This window comes from Kribbella sp. NPDC050470 (assembly GCF_044458365.1).
Classification (GTDB): domain Bacteria; phylum Actinomycetota; class Actinomycetes; order Propionibacteriales; family Kribbellaceae; genus Kribbella.
Window position 1 is genome coordinate 59749 of the sequence record NZ_JBITHV010000007.1, and the last position, 14203, is coordinate 73951.

Here is a 14203-nt window from a genome sequence, read left to right on the forward strand (position 1 = left end):
TTCTCTGTCATGACTGAGCTCGAACGACACACCTACGACGTCGTCGTGATCGGGGCCGGCGGCGCCGGCCTGCGGGCGGCGATCGAGGCCCGCGAGCAGGGCAAGCGCACCGCGATCGTGTGCAAGTCGCTGTTCGGCAAGGCGCACACCGTGATGGCCGAGGGCGGCTGCGCGGCCGCGATGGGCAACGCGAACTCCAACGACAACTGGCAGGTCCACTACCGCGACACGATGCGCGGCGGCAAGTTCCTGAACAACTGGCGGATGGCCGAGCTGCACGCCCAGGAGGCCCCGGACCGGGTCTGGGAGCTGGAGACGTACGGCGCCCTGTTCGACCGGACCGCGGACGGCCGGATCAGCCAGCGCAACTTCGGCGGCCACACCTACCCGCGGCTGGCGCACGTCGGCGACCGCACCGGCCTGGAGCTGATCCGCACCCTGCAGCAGAAGATCGTCTCGCTGCAGCAGGAGGACTTCCGGGAGACCGGCGACTACGAGGCCAACCTCAAGGTGTACGCCGAGTGCACCGTCACCGAGCTGCTCAAGGACGGCGACGCCATCTCCGGCGCCTTCGGGTACTGGCGCGAGTCCGGCCGGTTCATCCTGTTCGACGCCCCGGCCGTGGTGCTGGCCACCGGCGGTGTCGGCAAGTCCTTCAAGGTGACCTCGAACTCGTGGGAGTACACCGGTGACGGGCACGCGCTGGCGATGCGGGCCGGCGCGACGCTGATCAACATGGAGTTCATCCAGTTCCACCCGACCGGCATGGTCTGGCCGCCGTCGGTGAAGGGCATCCTGGTCACCGAGTCGGTCCGCGGTGACGGCGGTGTGCTGAAGAACTCCGAGGGCAAGCGGTTCATGTTCGAGTACGTGCCGGACGTGTTCCGGGCGCAGTACGCGGAGACCGAGGACGAGGCGGACCGCTGGTACAAGGACCCGGACAACAACCGGCGCCCACCGGAGCTGCTGCCGCGTGACGAGGTGGCCCGGGCGATCAACTCCGAGGTGAAGGCCGGCCGCGGCACCCCGCACGGCGGCGTGTTCCTGGACGTGTCGTCGCGGCTCCCGGCCGAGGAGATCACCCGCCGGTTGCCGTCGATGCACCACCAGTTCAAGGAGCTCGCGGACGTCGACATCACCGCCGAGCCGATGGAGGTCGGCCCGACCTGCCACTACGTGATGGGTGGTGTCGAGGTCGACCCGGACACCGCGCAGTCCGTCGTACCCGGCCTGTTCGCGGCCGGTGAGGTGGCGGGCGGCATGCACGGCTCGAACCGGCTGGGCGGCAACTCGCTGTCCGACCTGCTGGTGTTCGGCCGCCGGGCCGGCATGGGCGCGGCGATGTACGTCGACTCGCTCGAGAGCCGGCCGAAGATCGCCGAGGACGACATCGACACCGCGGCGCGCGAGGCGCTGGCGCCGTTCGAGCTCGAGGGCGGCGAGAACCCGTACTCGATCCACCAGGAACTGCAGCAGTCGATGAACGACCTGGTCGGCATCATCCGCAAGGAAGAGGAGATGGAGCAGGCGCTCGGCAGGCTCGCCGAGTACCGCGGCCGGATCGCGAAGATGACGGTGGAGGGTCACCGGCAGTTCAACCCCGGCTGGCACCTGGCCCTCGACCTGCGCAACATGCTGACCGTTTCGGAGTGCGTGGCCAAGGCCGCGCTGCAGCGGCAGGAGTCGCGCGGCGGTCACACCCGCGACGACTACCCGACCATGTCGGCGGAGTGGCGCAAGAAGCTGCTGGTCTGCGGGCTGGACGCCGACGGCGGCGTGAACGTGACCGAGAAGGAGCAGGTCCCGATGCGCGACGACCTGCTCGAACTGTTCGAGCTCGACGAGCTGAAGAAGTACCTCACGGATGAGGAGCTGCCCGCCACATGAGCTACAAGGGGAAATTCCGCGTCTGGCGGGGAGATTCCGAGGGCGGTGAGCTCAAGGACTACGAGGTCGAGGTGAACGAGGGCGAGGTCGTCCTCGACGTGATCCACCGGCTGCAGGCCACGCAGGCGCCGGACCTCGCGGTCCGGTGGAACTGCAAGGCCGGCAAGTGCGGCTCCTGCAGCGCCGAGATCAACGGCATGCCGAAGCTGATGTGCATGTGCCGGATGAACACGTTCGAGGAGGACGAGGTCGTCACGGTCACCCCGATGCGCACCTTCCCGGTGATGCGGGACCTGGTCACCGACGTCTCCTACAACTACACCAAGGCGCGCGAGATCCCGGCCTTCACCCCGCCGGTGGACCTGAAGCCGGGCGAGTACCGGATGCAGCAGGTCGACGTGGAGCGCTCGCAGGAGTTCCGCAAGTGCATCGAGTGCTTCCTGTGCCAGGACACCTGTCACGTGATCCGGGACCACGAGGAGAACAAGGAGAACTTCTCCGGTCCGCGGTTCCTGATGCGGATCGCCGAGCTGGACATGCACCCGCTCGACGCCGCCGACCGCCAGCACGCGGCCCAGGAGCAGCACGGCCTGGGCTACTGCAACATCACCAAGTGCTGCACCGAGGTGTGCCCGGAGCACATCAAGATCACCGACAACGCGCTGATCCCGATGAAGGAGCGCGTCGCCGACCGCAAGTACGACCCGCTGGTCTGGCTGGGCAACAAGATCCGCCGCCGCCCGGCCTGAGTCACCCGGAAGCCCCCGGTCCCGCACCGGGGGTTTTCCGCTGCCCGGTTCAGGGACACGTCCATCGCGCGGGTGATCCGGCGCAACCCTCGCAGGATCTACTGTTCCAGGCATGGACGTGGTGATTTTCGGCCTGATCAACATCGTCATCTTCATGGTGATCTTCGTCCCGGTGGCGCAGCGGTTGCTGGGCGTCCGGTTCGGGCTGGTGCGGCTGGCGGTGGGAGCTGGGCTGACGCTGGCGCTGTTCAACCCGATCGCGCGCGGGCTGGTCGGACCGCCGCCGTTCGAGGGGTCCGGCGGGGCCGCGTTCGCGTTGCTCGCCCTGACCACGCTGTGCTCGGTGCTGTCCGGGCTGATCTTCCTGGTGCTCGCCGAGGCCATCGTCCCGACCGGATCGTTGCCCCGGGCCCGCGATCTGCGCCGCGACCTGGGCGGCCGGATCGCCCGCACCAAGCGCTACGTGCAGATCCTGCGGATCGCGATCCGGCACGGCCTCGGCCCGTACCTGCGCGGCCGTCGCCGCCCCGGCCGGGAGAACCCGGCCGGCCAGGCCGAGCTCGCCCGCTCGCTGCGGCTGGCGCTCGACGAGGCCGGCGTCACCTTCGTCAAGCTCGGCCAGGTGCTCTCCACCCGCAGCGACATCATCCCGGCGTCGGTCGCCGACGAGCTGAGTCGCCTGCAGGACCAGGTCTCCCCGGCGCCGTGGCCGGAGATCGAGTCCGTCCTCACCGAGGAGCTCGGCGCACCACTACATCAGGTGTACGCCGGCTTCGACACCGAGCCGCTCGCCGCCGCCAGTGTCGCCCAGGTCCACAAGGCCCGGCTGCCCGAGGGACACGACGTCGTGGTCAAGGTCCAGCGGCCCGGCATCGGCGCGGTCGTCGAGCGGGATCTGGACATCGTCCGGCGCCTGGCCCGGCTGCTGGAGCGGAACACCGACTGGGGCCGGGCGATGGGCGTCCGCGCACTGGCTGACGGGTTCGCCGACGCGATGCGCGAGGAGCTCGACTTCACCGTCGAGGCCGGCAACATGACCACCGTGGCGGCCGGTCAATCGGTTGCCTCGAACAACGACCTGGTCGTCCCCGAGCTGTATCCGCGAGCCTCCACCCGGCGCGTGCTCACGATGCAGCGCCTGGACGGCATCGGTCTCGGCAACGCCGCGGCGGCGATCGCCGACCGCGGCCTGGACCCGGCCCGGCTCGGCCGCACCCTGTTCGACTGCCTGCTCGGCCAGGTCGCGATCGACGGCGTCTTCCACGCCGACCCACACCCCGGCAACTTCCTGCTGCTGGCCGACGGCCGGATCGGCATGCTCGACCTCGGCTCGGTCGGCCGGCTCGACCCGGCCACCCGCGAGGCGCTGCAGCGGTTCCTGCTCGCGATCGACCACGGCGACCCGGTCGCCGCGACCGACGCCCTGCTGGAGATCGTCTACCGCCCGGACGTGATCGACGAGCGCAGCCTCGAACGCGCCGTCGGCCAGTTCATGACCCGGCACCTCGCCGCCGGGGTGGCGTTGGGGCCGGCGATGTTCAACGACCTGTTCAAGATCATCACGTCGCACGATCTCGGCGTACCTCCGGAGGTGGCCGCGGTGTTCCGTGCGCTGGCGACCATCGAGGGCACGATCTCGCGCATCTCCCCCGGCTTCGACCTGGTGGCCGCGTCGCGCCAGTTCGCCGCGGCGCATGTGACCGACCGCCTGGCCCCGGACGCGTTGCGCCGTACGGCGACCGAGGAGCTCGCCACGTTGTTGCCGATGTTGCGGCGACTGCCGCGCCGGATCGACCGGATCGCCGCTGCGGCCGAGAGTGGACGCCTCGGGCTGAACGTCCGGTTATTCGCCGACGACCGGGACCGCCGGCACATGACCACGCTGCTGCATCAGGTGCTGCTCGCCGTCCTCGGGGCGACCGCCGGGCTGATGGCGGTGCTGCTGCTCGGCACGCCGGGCGGCCCGAAGATCACCGAGACGATCACGCTGTACCAGCTGTTCGCCTACAACCTGCTGGTGATCTGCGTGGTCCTGGTGCTGCGCGTCCTGGTACTCGTCTTCCGCCTGCCGGACAGCAGTCGGTCCTGACTTCGAGTGTCTTCGAACTTCGAGGATGCGTGCGGGTCGAGTGCGCCGGGTGGATTCGGACTAGAGTGTGGCGCATGGCTGAACTGCTGACCGATGACCAGATCGACGCTGCGATCCGCGACCACCTGCCGCTGTGGAAGTTCGCGGACAACGCGCTGGTCCGCAGCATCAAGCGGGAGACGTTCCTGGACGGCATCCGCCTGGTCGCGACGGTCGCCCAGCTGGCCGAGTCGATGAACCACCACCCGGACATCGACATCCGCTGGACCACCATCACCTTCAAGCTCAGCACCCACGACGCCGGCGGCATCACCGAGAACGACCTCGTCCTCGCCCGCCACATCGACACCGCCGCCGGCTGACTCAACCGGCCGGCTGGCGCACTCCCAGCAGGTTGCCGTCGGGGTCGCGGACGTACGCGAGCCGCCCGACCCCGGGAAGCTGCTGCGGGTCACTCGCAACCGCCCCACCGCCGTCGGCCACCGCGCGCAGCGTGGCGTCGAGGTCCTCGACCAGAATCCACGGGATCGCAGGCTGCTGCTGGTACTCCCGCGTCATGATCGCGCCGTCGATCCCGTCGCCGGGCCCGGTCGACGCGACCAGGTAGTCGCCGACGAACGGCGACGCCTCCGTCGTCCAGCCGAAAGCCGTTGCGTAGAACGCCGCCGCCCGATCCAGGTCGGTCGCGGTCAGCTCGACATGGATGATCCGTCCCACCATGCACTCCCTTGGTGTCCGAGGTTCTGTGCCCTCAGCTTGTCCCGCTCAGCCCCCGGCGTCTTGGACAGATCTCTCATGCATCAGTGCGGCGATCCCGTTCTCCACGTCCCGGAACGACGACGCGCTGACCCCGGTGTACCGCTTGAAGTCCCGCGCCGCGTGCGCCTGGTCGTAGTACCCGTGCAGCGCTGCCAGCGTCGCGGCGGCATCGGACGGCCCACCGAGCAGCCCACCGACGAAGTGAAAGAACCGCACGATCTCACTGAACCTCTTCGGACCGACTCCGGTCAGCGCACCGAACACGCGATGCAGGGTCGAGTACGACGTACCGAGCTCGGCCGCCAGCGTCGCCACTGCCAGACCTCCGCGGCTCTCGTCGATCAGCTGAACAGTCCGATCGACCAGATCGGTACGCAACGGACGCAGTTGCGGTTGCAGGAAGGCCGCCAGCTCGGCCGCCCGCGCCGCACCGAACTCCTGTTGCCGTAGCGCCCGCATCAGGCTGTCCGTCGTACCAGGACCGAGCCAGCTGTCCAGTGACACCACGTCGTCGACCAACCCGCCGTGAATGCCGAGTGCCGCGACTCCCCAGGGTTTGAGCTCCACCCCGGCGTAGCTCGACGGGCCCGACTGCGTCAGGACGTGCGGCCTGGTCATGATCCCGAACAGGGAGCCGTCGTTCACCCACTGCGCGCCGCTCACCGGATCGTGCCGCCGCCCGGGTTCTGCCAACGCAACCGCAAGGGCCGGGCGGCCGTTCGGGATCAGGATCTCCCGTTGAACCTCGCTGGATCCGGCAGCCTCGACCATCCAGTAGTGCTCGACGACGTCACGCTGCTCGTCGGGTGGAGGAACGCGGAGGTAGGCGACCACTGGTTCACGATATGGCCGCTTCACGTCATGTCGTGGGTCCGCCACCGTCAGTGGTGGCTCTGAAGCTCTGTGCCCCATCGCTGGCCTTCAGCCCGGCGGATCCGAAAATCCTCTACCTGGGTCTGGCCGAGGAGCGGTAAGTCTCTGACTGGCCGGTATCGGATACCGTTGGCGAGTGACGACTGCCGAGGAGTACCGCCTGCTGGGGTTCAGCGACGAGGACCGCGCGGCCGCGGAGGCCTTCCAGGCGGACCCCGCCGTGGTGAAGGACCTGGCCGACCAGCTGCGGGCGGAGCTCGGCAAGCTCGGCGCCGAACCGCAGCTGCGGATGCCCGAGGACCCGCGCAACTCGGTGCAGGCGTTCCTGGAGACGCTGCCGGACATCCGGCGCTACCACGCCGAGCGCGGGATCCCGGACGACATCAGCTGGGCCTCGCTGGCCGACCTCGGGCAGCAGCTCAAGGTGCATCGCCGTACCTTCGGCGAGTACGGCCTGGAGACGCACTGGTGGATGACGATCCACTGGACCGGCCAGCTCTACGCGCTCGGCCGACTGCAGTACCTGCTGCACCAGGTGCCGGCCGACAAGCCGGTGCCTGGGACCGAGCCGGGTGAGTGGATCATCGGTGTGCACATCCCGGAGATCGGGCCGCTGACCCCCGAGCTCGTCGACGACAGCTTCGCGCAGGCCCGGGAGTTCTTCCCGCGCTACTTCCCGGAGTACCCGGTGCGGACGGCGAACCTGTGGTCCTGGCTGATCGACCCGTACCTGCTCGACAACCTGCCGCCGGAGTCGAACATGGTCCGGTTCGGCCGCCGCTTCACGCCGTACGGCGAAGCGAACGACAGCCAGGACGGCGCGATCTTCTTCACCTTCCGCACTCACGGCCTCGACAAGCTGGACGAGCTGCCGCAGGACACCACGCTGCAGCGGCTGGTGGTCGGGCGGATCAAGTCCGGCGGGACCTGGCAGAGCGCGTACGGGTACCTGCGGCTCTAGGTCGACCGCGGTACGCCGTAATTCGTCAGCCAGCTCGCCAGCTCGATGTTGCTGACGCGGCGGACATCGGGCTGCTTGCAGGTCTCCTGGACGAAGCTGGTGAGGGCGTCGGAGTACACGCTGTTGTTCCAGCGGTTGAAGTGGTTGCCGAGGAACAGCGGCGGGTTCCCGTTGGCGCGGGATTTCGCGAGCGCCTGGCGATAGGTGGCGAGCACCTGTGCCTTCAGCACTGGCGCCTGCGCGACCGGCACGGTGCGTGCGCCGGTCTGGGTGAACCACAGGTTGTAGTCCATCGTCAGCGTCTGCTTGCCCGCCGGACCTCGTCGGCCAGGCGAGGTAGCCGGGCTCGGAGGCGTCGTACAGCATGCCGCGCTGTGCCATCGCCTGCCGGTACGCCGGCCGGTTGCCCTCGAGACACGGCGTACGCATGCCCTTGACCGTGGCCGGGTCGAACGGAGCCTTCTGCGGACCGGTCCGCACCATGTGGTCGAACGCCTGGAGCTCTGTTCCGGGCGTCGACCTGCTTGGCTACGGCTCGCCAGCGGGCCCACAGCGCGAGGTCGCCGGCGCCGTCGAACGAGACGACCACGAGCAGCGGCGGCTTCCCGTTCGCCAGCCGCGCCGGGAAGGTCCTGGTCACCGGTGCAGCTGCTACTGCTTGGGCGCCGGTTTGGATGGCTTGGGCGCACCCGACGGCCAGCGCCGCCACGATCGCAGCGGCGCCGAGGAGGTTCGCCCCAGGCCTCACCACGTCTCTACTGACGCATACCGGACCAGTCAGGTTGGTCAGTGACACGCCATTGCAGCAAAGTCGGGACAGACGTGTCATGCAGCCAAACGGCGCACGCTCTCCACCAGTTCGGCCTCGCTGGCAGCGGCCGCGAAGTTCAGCCGCAGGTACGCGCCCGGCGGCTCGGCAGCGAAGTGCCGAGCACCGGCACCGACAACCACTCGACGCGCCGATGCCTCCGCCTGCAGCCGCAGCTCATCGTCGGCCGAGGGCAACCGCACCCAGAGATGCAGTCCGCCCGTCGGCAGCCGGTCCACGGTCCACCCGGGCAGCAGCTCACCGAGGGCGGTGGCCAGGGCGCGGCAGCGATGCCGCAGCTCAGGTGCCAACGAGCGAAGGTGCCGATCCCAGCCGGACGAGCCGAGTAGCTCCACCGCAGCCTCCTGCAGTGGCCGAGCAACGAAGAAGTCGTCGACGTGCCGACTTGCACGCAGTCGCTCCGCTACCGGCCCGCGCGCGATCAGCGCACCGATCCGGAAGCTGGGCGCAGTCAGCTTGGTCAACGAGGTCAGGTACACCACCGTGCCCTGCGCATCGTCAGTCAGCAGCGGCCGCGGCGCACTGGTCCCGTGGCTGAGCAGCCGGGAGGCATCGTCCTCGATCACGAAGGCATTCGCCGCCCGGGCGATGTCCAGGACCTGCACCCGCCGCTCAACGGTGAGCTCCGCGCCGGTGGGATTGTGGTGTGCCGGTTGACAGTAGAAGACCCGTGCACCGGTCTGCTCGAACGCCTCGGCGAGCAGATCGGGCCGGACGCCGTCCGCGTCGACGGGCACCGGAACCGGCCGCAACCCAGCGCTCCGAGCCGCCGCGAGGGCCCCGTGGTACGTCGGTGACTCGACCAGAACCGGGCTGCCCGGAGCAGCCAGCGCCCGGAACGCGATCGACAACGCGTTCTGCCCGCCTGCAGTGATCAGGACGTCCTCAGGCATCGCGTCCACCGAGGCCGCGAACAGCGACCGCAGCGGGGCGAGGCCGCTGATCGGCGCCCGGTCCCACGCATCGGGCCGCCGAGCCGCCCGCACCAGCGCCGCCGTCATCGCCTTGCCGGGCTGAAGCGACCGATGCAGGTACCCGCCGTCCAGCATCACCGCCCCTACCACCGGTACGCCGAGATCGTCGGCAACCGACCTGGTGTCGATGGTGCGATCGGCCAGCGCGAGGGACTGCCAGCCCAGATCGGCCGGTTTCGCGGCCTGGCGGCGTGGAGCGACGTACGTGCCACTGCCTGGACGCGCCACCACCAGGCCCTCGGCGACCAGCCGCGAGATCGCCCGGGACACCGTGCCCGGACCAACCTCGTGCTGAGCCATCAGCTCGCGACTGGCCGGCAACCGATCCCCCGGGCGCAGGCCGGCGACCGTGCGGCGCAGCTCACCAACCAACGCGCCGACCGAAGTGGTACTGTCGTTCATGAGAGCCAACAATAGCGCTACTGCTTCCTTTGAAGAATTGCTACTGGACTCGCTTCGGGCCGACACCCCGGGCGTCGAGCACGTCGTCCACTTCAACAACGCCGGCTGCGGTCTGCTCCCCCGGTCTGTTCTCGCCGCAGTCCAGAGCCATCTCGAGCTCGAGGCCACGATCGGCGGCTACGAGGCCGCTGCGCAGCGGTCCGATGCCGTCCGCGGCTTCTACACCGAGGTCGCGGCACTGCTGAACACCGCTCCGAGCAACATCGCCTTCGCCAGTAGCGCAACCCACGCCTACTCGACCGCCTTGTCCGCCATCGACTTCGCACCGGGCGACGTCATCCTGACCACCCGGAACGACTTCGTCTCGAACCAGATCGCGTTCCTGTCCCTGCGGCGCCGGCGCGGCGTCGAGGTGATCCACGCCCCGGACCTGCCGGAGGGCGGCGTCGACGTGGCCGCGATGGCCGACCTGATGCGCAGACACCGGCCGCGGCTGGTCGCCGCCACTCACGTGCCGACGAACTCCGGGCTGGTCCAGCCGGTGGCAGAGATCGGCAAGCACTGCCGCGAGCTCGGCCTGCTGTACCTGGTCGACGCGTGCCAGTCGGTCGGTCAGCTGCCCATCGACGTACAGGAGATCGGTTGCGACTTCCTCACGGCGACACCGCGCAAGTTCCTGCGGGGACCGCGCGGGACCGGCTTCCTTTACGTGTCCGACCGAGTCCTGCGCGCGGGCCACGAGCCGCAGTACATCGACATGTACGGCGCGCAGTGGAGCGGACCCGACAGCTACCAGGCTGTGGAGACCGCGGCTCGCTTCGAGGACTGGGAGTTCCCGTACGCCGCGCTGCTCGGGTGTGCCGAGGCGGTCCGATACGCACGGCAGGTCGGGATCGAGGCCGGTGGCAGCCGGGCCCGACGGCTGGCGGCCGTGCTTCGGGAGCAGCTCACACCGTTGCCAGGCGTGGCTGTGCTCGACCAGGGACCGGACCCGGCGGCGTTGGTGACGTTCACCATCGCCGGCTGGGAGAGCGCGCCGTTCAAGGCGGAGCTGGACCGGCGGCGGATCAACTCGGCGCTGAGCTTCCGCGAGTTCGCGCAGTACGACTTCGGGGACAAGGACGTCCAGTGGTGCCTGCGGTTGTCGCCGCACTACTACAACACCGAGGCGGAGGTGGAGCTGGTCGCCGCCGCGGTGGCCGAGTTGGCTACTCGGCGATGACCTTGGCCGCGCGGCGCCGGACGGCGATCCGGCGGGAGGTCTCGATCACCAGGCCGATCAGGAACGCCAGGCTCAGGCTGAAGGCGAGCGCCTTCAGCGAGTCGTGCGCGAACGCGTCACCGCCGAGGTAGCCGAGCAGAGCGACGTACGTGTAGGCGATGGTGACGCCGGCGAAGGTGAAGACGAAGAACTTCTTGAACGAGTACCGGGTGGCGCCGGCGGCCAGCGTGGCGACCATGCGCGCGCCGGGGACGTAGCGGACCGTCATGAGGATCAGTCCGCCGCGGGAGTGCAACGCGGCGGACACCTTGTCGTAGACGGCTTGTCGGCGCTCCTGGCGCTTCATCCAGCGGTGCAGGGCGGGGCCGGAGCCGCGACCCATGAAGTAGCAGACGGACTCGCCGATGACCGAGCCGAGCATCGCCAGCACGATCACGAGCAGCAGGTTCTGGTGTCCCGCGGCGGCGGCCATGCCGGCCGTGACCACCAGACCCTCGCTCGGGATCACCGGGAAGACCGCGTCGATCGCGGCCGCCAGAAACAGCACGAGCAGCAGCCAATGCGAGGCCATTGCGACACTGAGCAGCTGTCGCGCTGCCTCCATCAACTCCGTCACCCGGCCAAGGATGCCATCCGCAGGCAAACCGGCCACAATCCCATCGATGTGATTCAGCGGGCGTTCACCGGTTGTTCAGCGTGTCCACGAGCTCGGTGCGGGAGTGGATGCCGAGCTTCGTGTAGACCTTGCGCAGGTGGTACTCGACGGTCTTCGGGCTGAGGAACAACCGGGCCGCCACCTCGCGGATGCTTTGGCCGTCGGCGAGCAGCAGTGCGATCTGCCGCTCCTGAGGGGTCAGCTCATCCGCCGTACTCGGCACGCGCCGCCGTGCGGTCTCGCCGGTTGCCTTCAGCTCCATCGCCGCTTGGTCGGCCCACCCGGCGGCTCCGAGCTGATCAAACGCTTCAACGGCTGCCCGCAGCTGCGTCCGTGCGTCCACGCGTCGACGCGCTCGCCGGAGCCAAGCGCCGTACGCCAATTGGGTCCTGGCCCGCTCGAACACGTCCAGCGTCTCCGCATGCCACCGCAGCGCCCGCTCGAACGCCTCCTCGCTCTCGTCCACCACTCCCCGCACCCGCGCCGCCCGCGCCAACGACCACGGCTGCCCTTTGGCCTCCGCCTGTACGACGTACTCCCTCGCCAACGCCTTTGCCTCGTCGGACCGCCCCAACCGCAGGTACACCTCCACCAGCTCGGGTGCCGGCGACAGATCCGGGTCCTTGAGCCCGTTGGACGCCAGTACGTCGACCAGCCGCTCGTACTGCGGTAGCGCCGCGACCGGATCGCCACGCCCCAGCTCGTAGTCGCCCAGCGCGAACAACGACCAGACCGTCCCCAGATGGATCTCCCGCTCAGTGCAGATGCGCAGCGCCTCCGCCGCAAGCTCCTGGCACTCTGCACGGCCCTGATGCGCCGCCAGCCAGGCGTGGCCGGCCAGATTCATCGCCAGCTCCGTCGTCTGCCCGATCTCCCGAGCCAGCCGGACGCCTTCGTCGTACGACGCGACAGCGTCGGCCCACCGGTCCGTCGTGGCGTCGTCACGGGCCAGCACGAACAGCAGACCCGGCAGCGCGCCCAGCGCGACCTGGTCCCGGCGCTCGAGCATCGCCTGCTGCAGCAAGGCCCTGCCGGTGTCGCTCTCCCGCAGGAACAACGGCGCGATCGCCATCCACACCTGCCGCCGCCGGTCGCGGTCGAGCTCGTCGGACGGAGCCAGGTCGACGGCTTGGCGGATCTGGTCAGTTCCGCCTTGCCCAGCCAGGATCTTGGCGACGCCACTGGCCAGCATGCCGATGATGCGTGGCCCCTGGCGCTCGACAGCGGGCAGCAGACGGTCGATCTCCTCCGAAGCGGCCAACGCCGACGCCGTGTCGCAGATCCGGAAGCACGCACTGACCGCATCAGCCAGCAGCACGGTGGCAGTGACCTCGTCATGACTCTCTGCCGCAGCCGCGACCAGGATGTCCCGGGCGCGTGCAGGCGAACCGCACTTGACCGCTATGTCGCCGCGGACCTCCTGCGCACGCAGCTTGGTCATCGGCGGTGGCTTCAGCGCAAGTACTTCGTCCAGCAACGCATCCGCCCAGTCCGGGAGCCCCGCGGACCACGCGGCCTCGCCTGCAGCGACCAGTCTGGACGCCCGGTCGGTCAGTACGTCGCTCAGTCGAGCCGAGCGCTCGTAGGCAGTGGCCGCGACCGAGTGCGCGCCACGCGCTGCTGCATGTTCCGCTGCAACGTCGAGCCTGGACGCCACGCTGTCATCGAAGCCGAGCACAGTCTCGGACAGATGCCACGCCCGCCTGTCCTCGTCCTGTGTCGCCCCCGCGACCGCCCGATGCACAGTACGGCGCTCTGCCGCGTCAGCACTCGTGTAGATCGCCGACCGGACCAGTGGATGGCGGAACTCGACCCGACCATCGCGAATGGCCACCAGAGCAGCGGTCTCCGCCTCGGCGAGCGCTCCGATGTCGATTCCCAGCTCCTTGCACGCTCTGGCCACCACACCCAGCTCACCATCGTCGACAGCCGCGGTGAGCAGCGCAGTGCGAGCCGCTGGACTCAGGCGGTTTGCCCTTGTAGCAAAGGCCTCCGCAAGCAAGGTCGGCACAGGCACAGGCACACCGGGAGGCAGCCGCCGCAGATCGTCAGGCTCGCCGGCCAACTCCAGCAGTGCCAGCGGGTTACCGGCCACTGTCTTGTGCAGCTGGGCCACCAGGTCGACCGGCAGGCCGTGCACGAGCTGCTGTGCGGCCTCCAGCGGCACGCCACCGAGAGGAAGGGTCGGCAGGTCGGCCTCTGCTAGCGGGTGTGGCTCGTTCTGCCGGGCGGCGATCAGCAACATGATCGGATCGGCAAGCAGCCGCCGCGCCGCGAACAGCAGGGCTTCCGCCGACGGACGGTCGAGCAGGTGCGCGTCGTCGACGATCACGGCGACCGGTGCCTGCTCGGCGTACCGGCAGATCAGGCTGAGCGTCGCAGCACCGACCGCGAACCGGTCTGGAGTGCTGTCTCCAGGACTGAGCGCCAGCGCAGCAGCGAGCGCCGCTTGCTGCGGACGCGGGATGCGGTCGAGGTCTGTCAGTGCGGGACGGAGGAGTTGGTGGAGAGCTCCGAAGGGCATGCCGAGTTCGGCTTCGGTGCCACGGGCCCGGAGCAGGCGGAGGCCCTCGGTCAGACCGGCGGCCTCGTCGAGGAGTGCGGTCTTGCCGATGCCCGGCTCACCGGTGACCAGCAGCACGCCAGCTGCCCCCACCCGGGCCCCCGCGACCAGCTGCTCGATCGCCCGGCGTTCGGCCTCCCGCCCGATCAGCATGCCCCAGTCTGCACCAGGTGGGGCACCTGATGCGACGGGCGAGCAGCCCTGCCTAGGTTCGCCGTACTGACCTAGCAAGGGGGCGGA

At 69.4% G+C, this 14203-nt stretch carries 13 protein-coding genes; 6 read left to right on the top strand and 7 right to left on the bottom strand.

Annotation, left to right across the window (positions count from 1 at the left end):
- The first annotated feature begins 9 nt into the window (after positions 1-9).
- The 4 genes from ACIBGM_RS21240 (at position 10) to ACIBGM_RS21255 (ending at position 5087) form a co-directional block, all read left to right on the top strand.
- A complete protein-coding gene (locus ACIBGM_RS21240) occupies positions 10-1887 on the top strand; it encodes a fumarate reductase/succinate dehydrogenase flavoprotein subunit (RefSeq protein ID WP_360525870.1) in 1878 nt (625 codons plus the stop codon).
- Positions 1884-2636 (top strand): succinate dehydrogenase/fumarate reductase iron-sulfur subunit, encoded by a 753-nt coding sequence (locus tag ACIBGM_RS21245; RefSeq protein WP_360525873.1) that lies wholly within the window; start codon positions 1884-1886, stop codon positions 2634-2636. The genes ACIBGM_RS21240 and ACIBGM_RS21245 overlap by 4 nt, the downstream gene beginning before the upstream one ends.
- 112 nt (positions 2637-2748) lie before the next feature.
- Positions 2749-4725, top strand: coding sequence for an AarF/UbiB family protein (locus tag ACIBGM_RS21250; protein WP_360525876.1), 1977 nt, complete (start codon positions 2749-2751; stop codon positions 4723-4725).
- A 74-nt stretch (positions 4726-4799) separates the two neighbouring features.
- The gene (locus tag ACIBGM_RS21255; RefSeq protein ID WP_360525879.1) at positions 4800-5087 is read left to right on the top strand and encodes a 4a-hydroxytetrahydrobiopterin dehydratase; all 288 of its coding nucleotides are present in this window, start codon (positions 4800-4802) and stop codon (positions 5085-5087) included.
- 1 nt (position 5088) lies between these two features.
- Here ACIBGM_RS21255 and ACIBGM_RS21260 read toward each other — a convergent pair whose 3' ends face one another.
- Together ACIBGM_RS21260 and ACIBGM_RS21265 are read right to left on the bottom strand one after the other, a co-directional pair.
- Complete coding sequence (locus tag ACIBGM_RS21260) at positions 5089-5442, bottom strand: VOC family protein (protein ID WP_360525882.1); 354 nt, start codon at positions 5440-5442, stop codon at positions 5089-5091.
- 48 nt (positions 5443-5490) lie between these two features.
- Positions 5491-6318, bottom strand: coding sequence for an AraC family transcriptional regulator (locus tag ACIBGM_RS21265; RefSeq protein WP_360525885.1), 828 nt, complete (start codon positions 6316-6318; stop codon positions 5491-5493).
- Between the two features lie 175 nt (positions 6319-6493).
- Between ACIBGM_RS21265 and ACIBGM_RS21270 the strand changes: the two genes are divergently transcribed.
- The gene (locus ACIBGM_RS21270; protein WP_360525888.1) at positions 6494-7318 is read left to right on the top strand and encodes an acyltransferase domain-containing protein; all 825 of its coding nucleotides are present in this window, start codon (positions 6494-6496) and stop codon (positions 7316-7318) included.
- On the opposite strand, the gene ACIBGM_RS21275 is transcribed toward ACIBGM_RS21270, so the two are convergent.
- The 3 genes from ACIBGM_RS21275 to ACIBGM_RS21285 all read right to left on the bottom strand — a co-directional run bounded on the left by ACIBGM_RS21275 (position 7315) and on the right by ACIBGM_RS21285 (position 9523).
- Positions 7315-7611 carry a hypothetical protein gene (locus ACIBGM_RS21275; RefSeq protein WP_360525891.1) on the bottom strand — a complete coding sequence of 99 codons (297 nt, stop codon included), beginning with the start codon at positions 7609-7611 and terminating at the stop codon, positions 7315-7317. The genes ACIBGM_RS21270 and ACIBGM_RS21275 overlap by 4 nt on opposite strands.
- 2 nt (positions 7612-7613) lie before the next feature.
- Positions 7614-8069, bottom strand: coding sequence for a hypothetical protein (locus ACIBGM_RS21280; protein WP_360525894.1), 456 nt, complete (start codon positions 8067-8069; stop codon positions 7614-7616).
- A 74-nt stretch (positions 8070-8143) separates the two neighbouring features.
- The gene (locus tag ACIBGM_RS21285; protein WP_360525897.1) at positions 8144-9523 is read right to left on the bottom strand and encodes a PLP-dependent aminotransferase family protein; all 1380 of its coding nucleotides are present in this window, start codon (positions 9521-9523) and stop codon (positions 8144-8146) included.
- Between ACIBGM_RS21285 and ACIBGM_RS21290 the strand changes: the two genes are divergently transcribed.
- Positions 9522-10745 (top strand): aminotransferase class V-fold PLP-dependent enzyme, encoded by a 1224-nt coding sequence (locus ACIBGM_RS21290; protein ID WP_396386528.1) that lies wholly within the window; start codon positions 9522-9524, stop codon positions 10743-10745. The two genes, ACIBGM_RS21285 and ACIBGM_RS21290, sit on opposite strands and share 2 nt — an antisense overlap.
- Here the strand turns inward: ACIBGM_RS21290 and ACIBGM_RS21295 are convergent.
- On the bottom strand, positions 10732-11361 hold the full coding sequence (locus ACIBGM_RS21295) for a DedA family protein (RefSeq protein WP_396386529.1): 630 nt from the start codon (positions 11359-11361) through the stop codon (positions 10732-10734). The genes ACIBGM_RS21290 and ACIBGM_RS21295 overlap by 14 nt on opposite strands.
- Before the next feature lie 64 nt (positions 11362-11425).
- On the bottom strand, positions 11426-14116 hold the full coding sequence (locus ACIBGM_RS21300) for a LuxR C-terminal-related transcriptional regulator (RefSeq protein ID WP_396386530.1): 2691 nt from the start codon (positions 14114-14116) through the stop codon (positions 11426-11428).
- Between the last annotated feature and the right edge of the window lie 87 nt (positions 14117-14203).

What these genes read in the sequence shown, in the direction of transcription:
- ACIBGM_RS21240 (WP_360525870.1), top strand. Translation starts at nt 10, where the DNA reads ATGACTGAGCTCGAACGACACACCTACGACGTCGTCGTGATCGGGGCC.
- ACIBGM_RS21245 (WP_360525873.1), top strand. Translation starts at nt 1,884, where the DNA reads ATGAGCTACAAGGGGAAATTCCGCGTCTGGCGGGGAGATTCCGAGGGC.
- ACIBGM_RS21250 (WP_360525876.1), top strand. Translation starts at nt 2,749, where the DNA reads ATGGACGTGGTGATTTTCGGCCTGATCAACATCGTCATCTTCATGGTG.
- ACIBGM_RS21255 (WP_360525879.1), top strand. Translation starts at nt 4,800, where the DNA reads ATGGCTGAACTGCTGACCGATGACCAGATCGACGCTGCGATCCGCGAC.
- ACIBGM_RS21275 (WP_360525891.1), bottom strand. Translation starts at nt 7,611, where the DNA reads ATGGACTACAACCTGTGGTTCACCCAGACCGGCGCACGCACCGTGCCG.
- ACIBGM_RS21290 (WP_396386528.1), top strand. Translation starts at nt 9,522, where the DNA reads ATGAGAGCCAACAATAGCGCTACTGCTTCCTTTGAAGAATTGCTACTG.
- ACIBGM_RS21285 (WP_360525897.1), bottom strand. Translation starts at nt 9,523, where the DNA reads ATGAACGACAGTACCACTTCGGTCGGCGCGTTGGTTGGTGAGCTGCGC.
- ACIBGM_RS21300 (WP_396386530.1), bottom strand. Translation starts at nt 14,116, where the DNA reads ATGCTGATCGGGCGGGAGGCCGAACGCCGGGCGATCGAGCAGCTGGTC.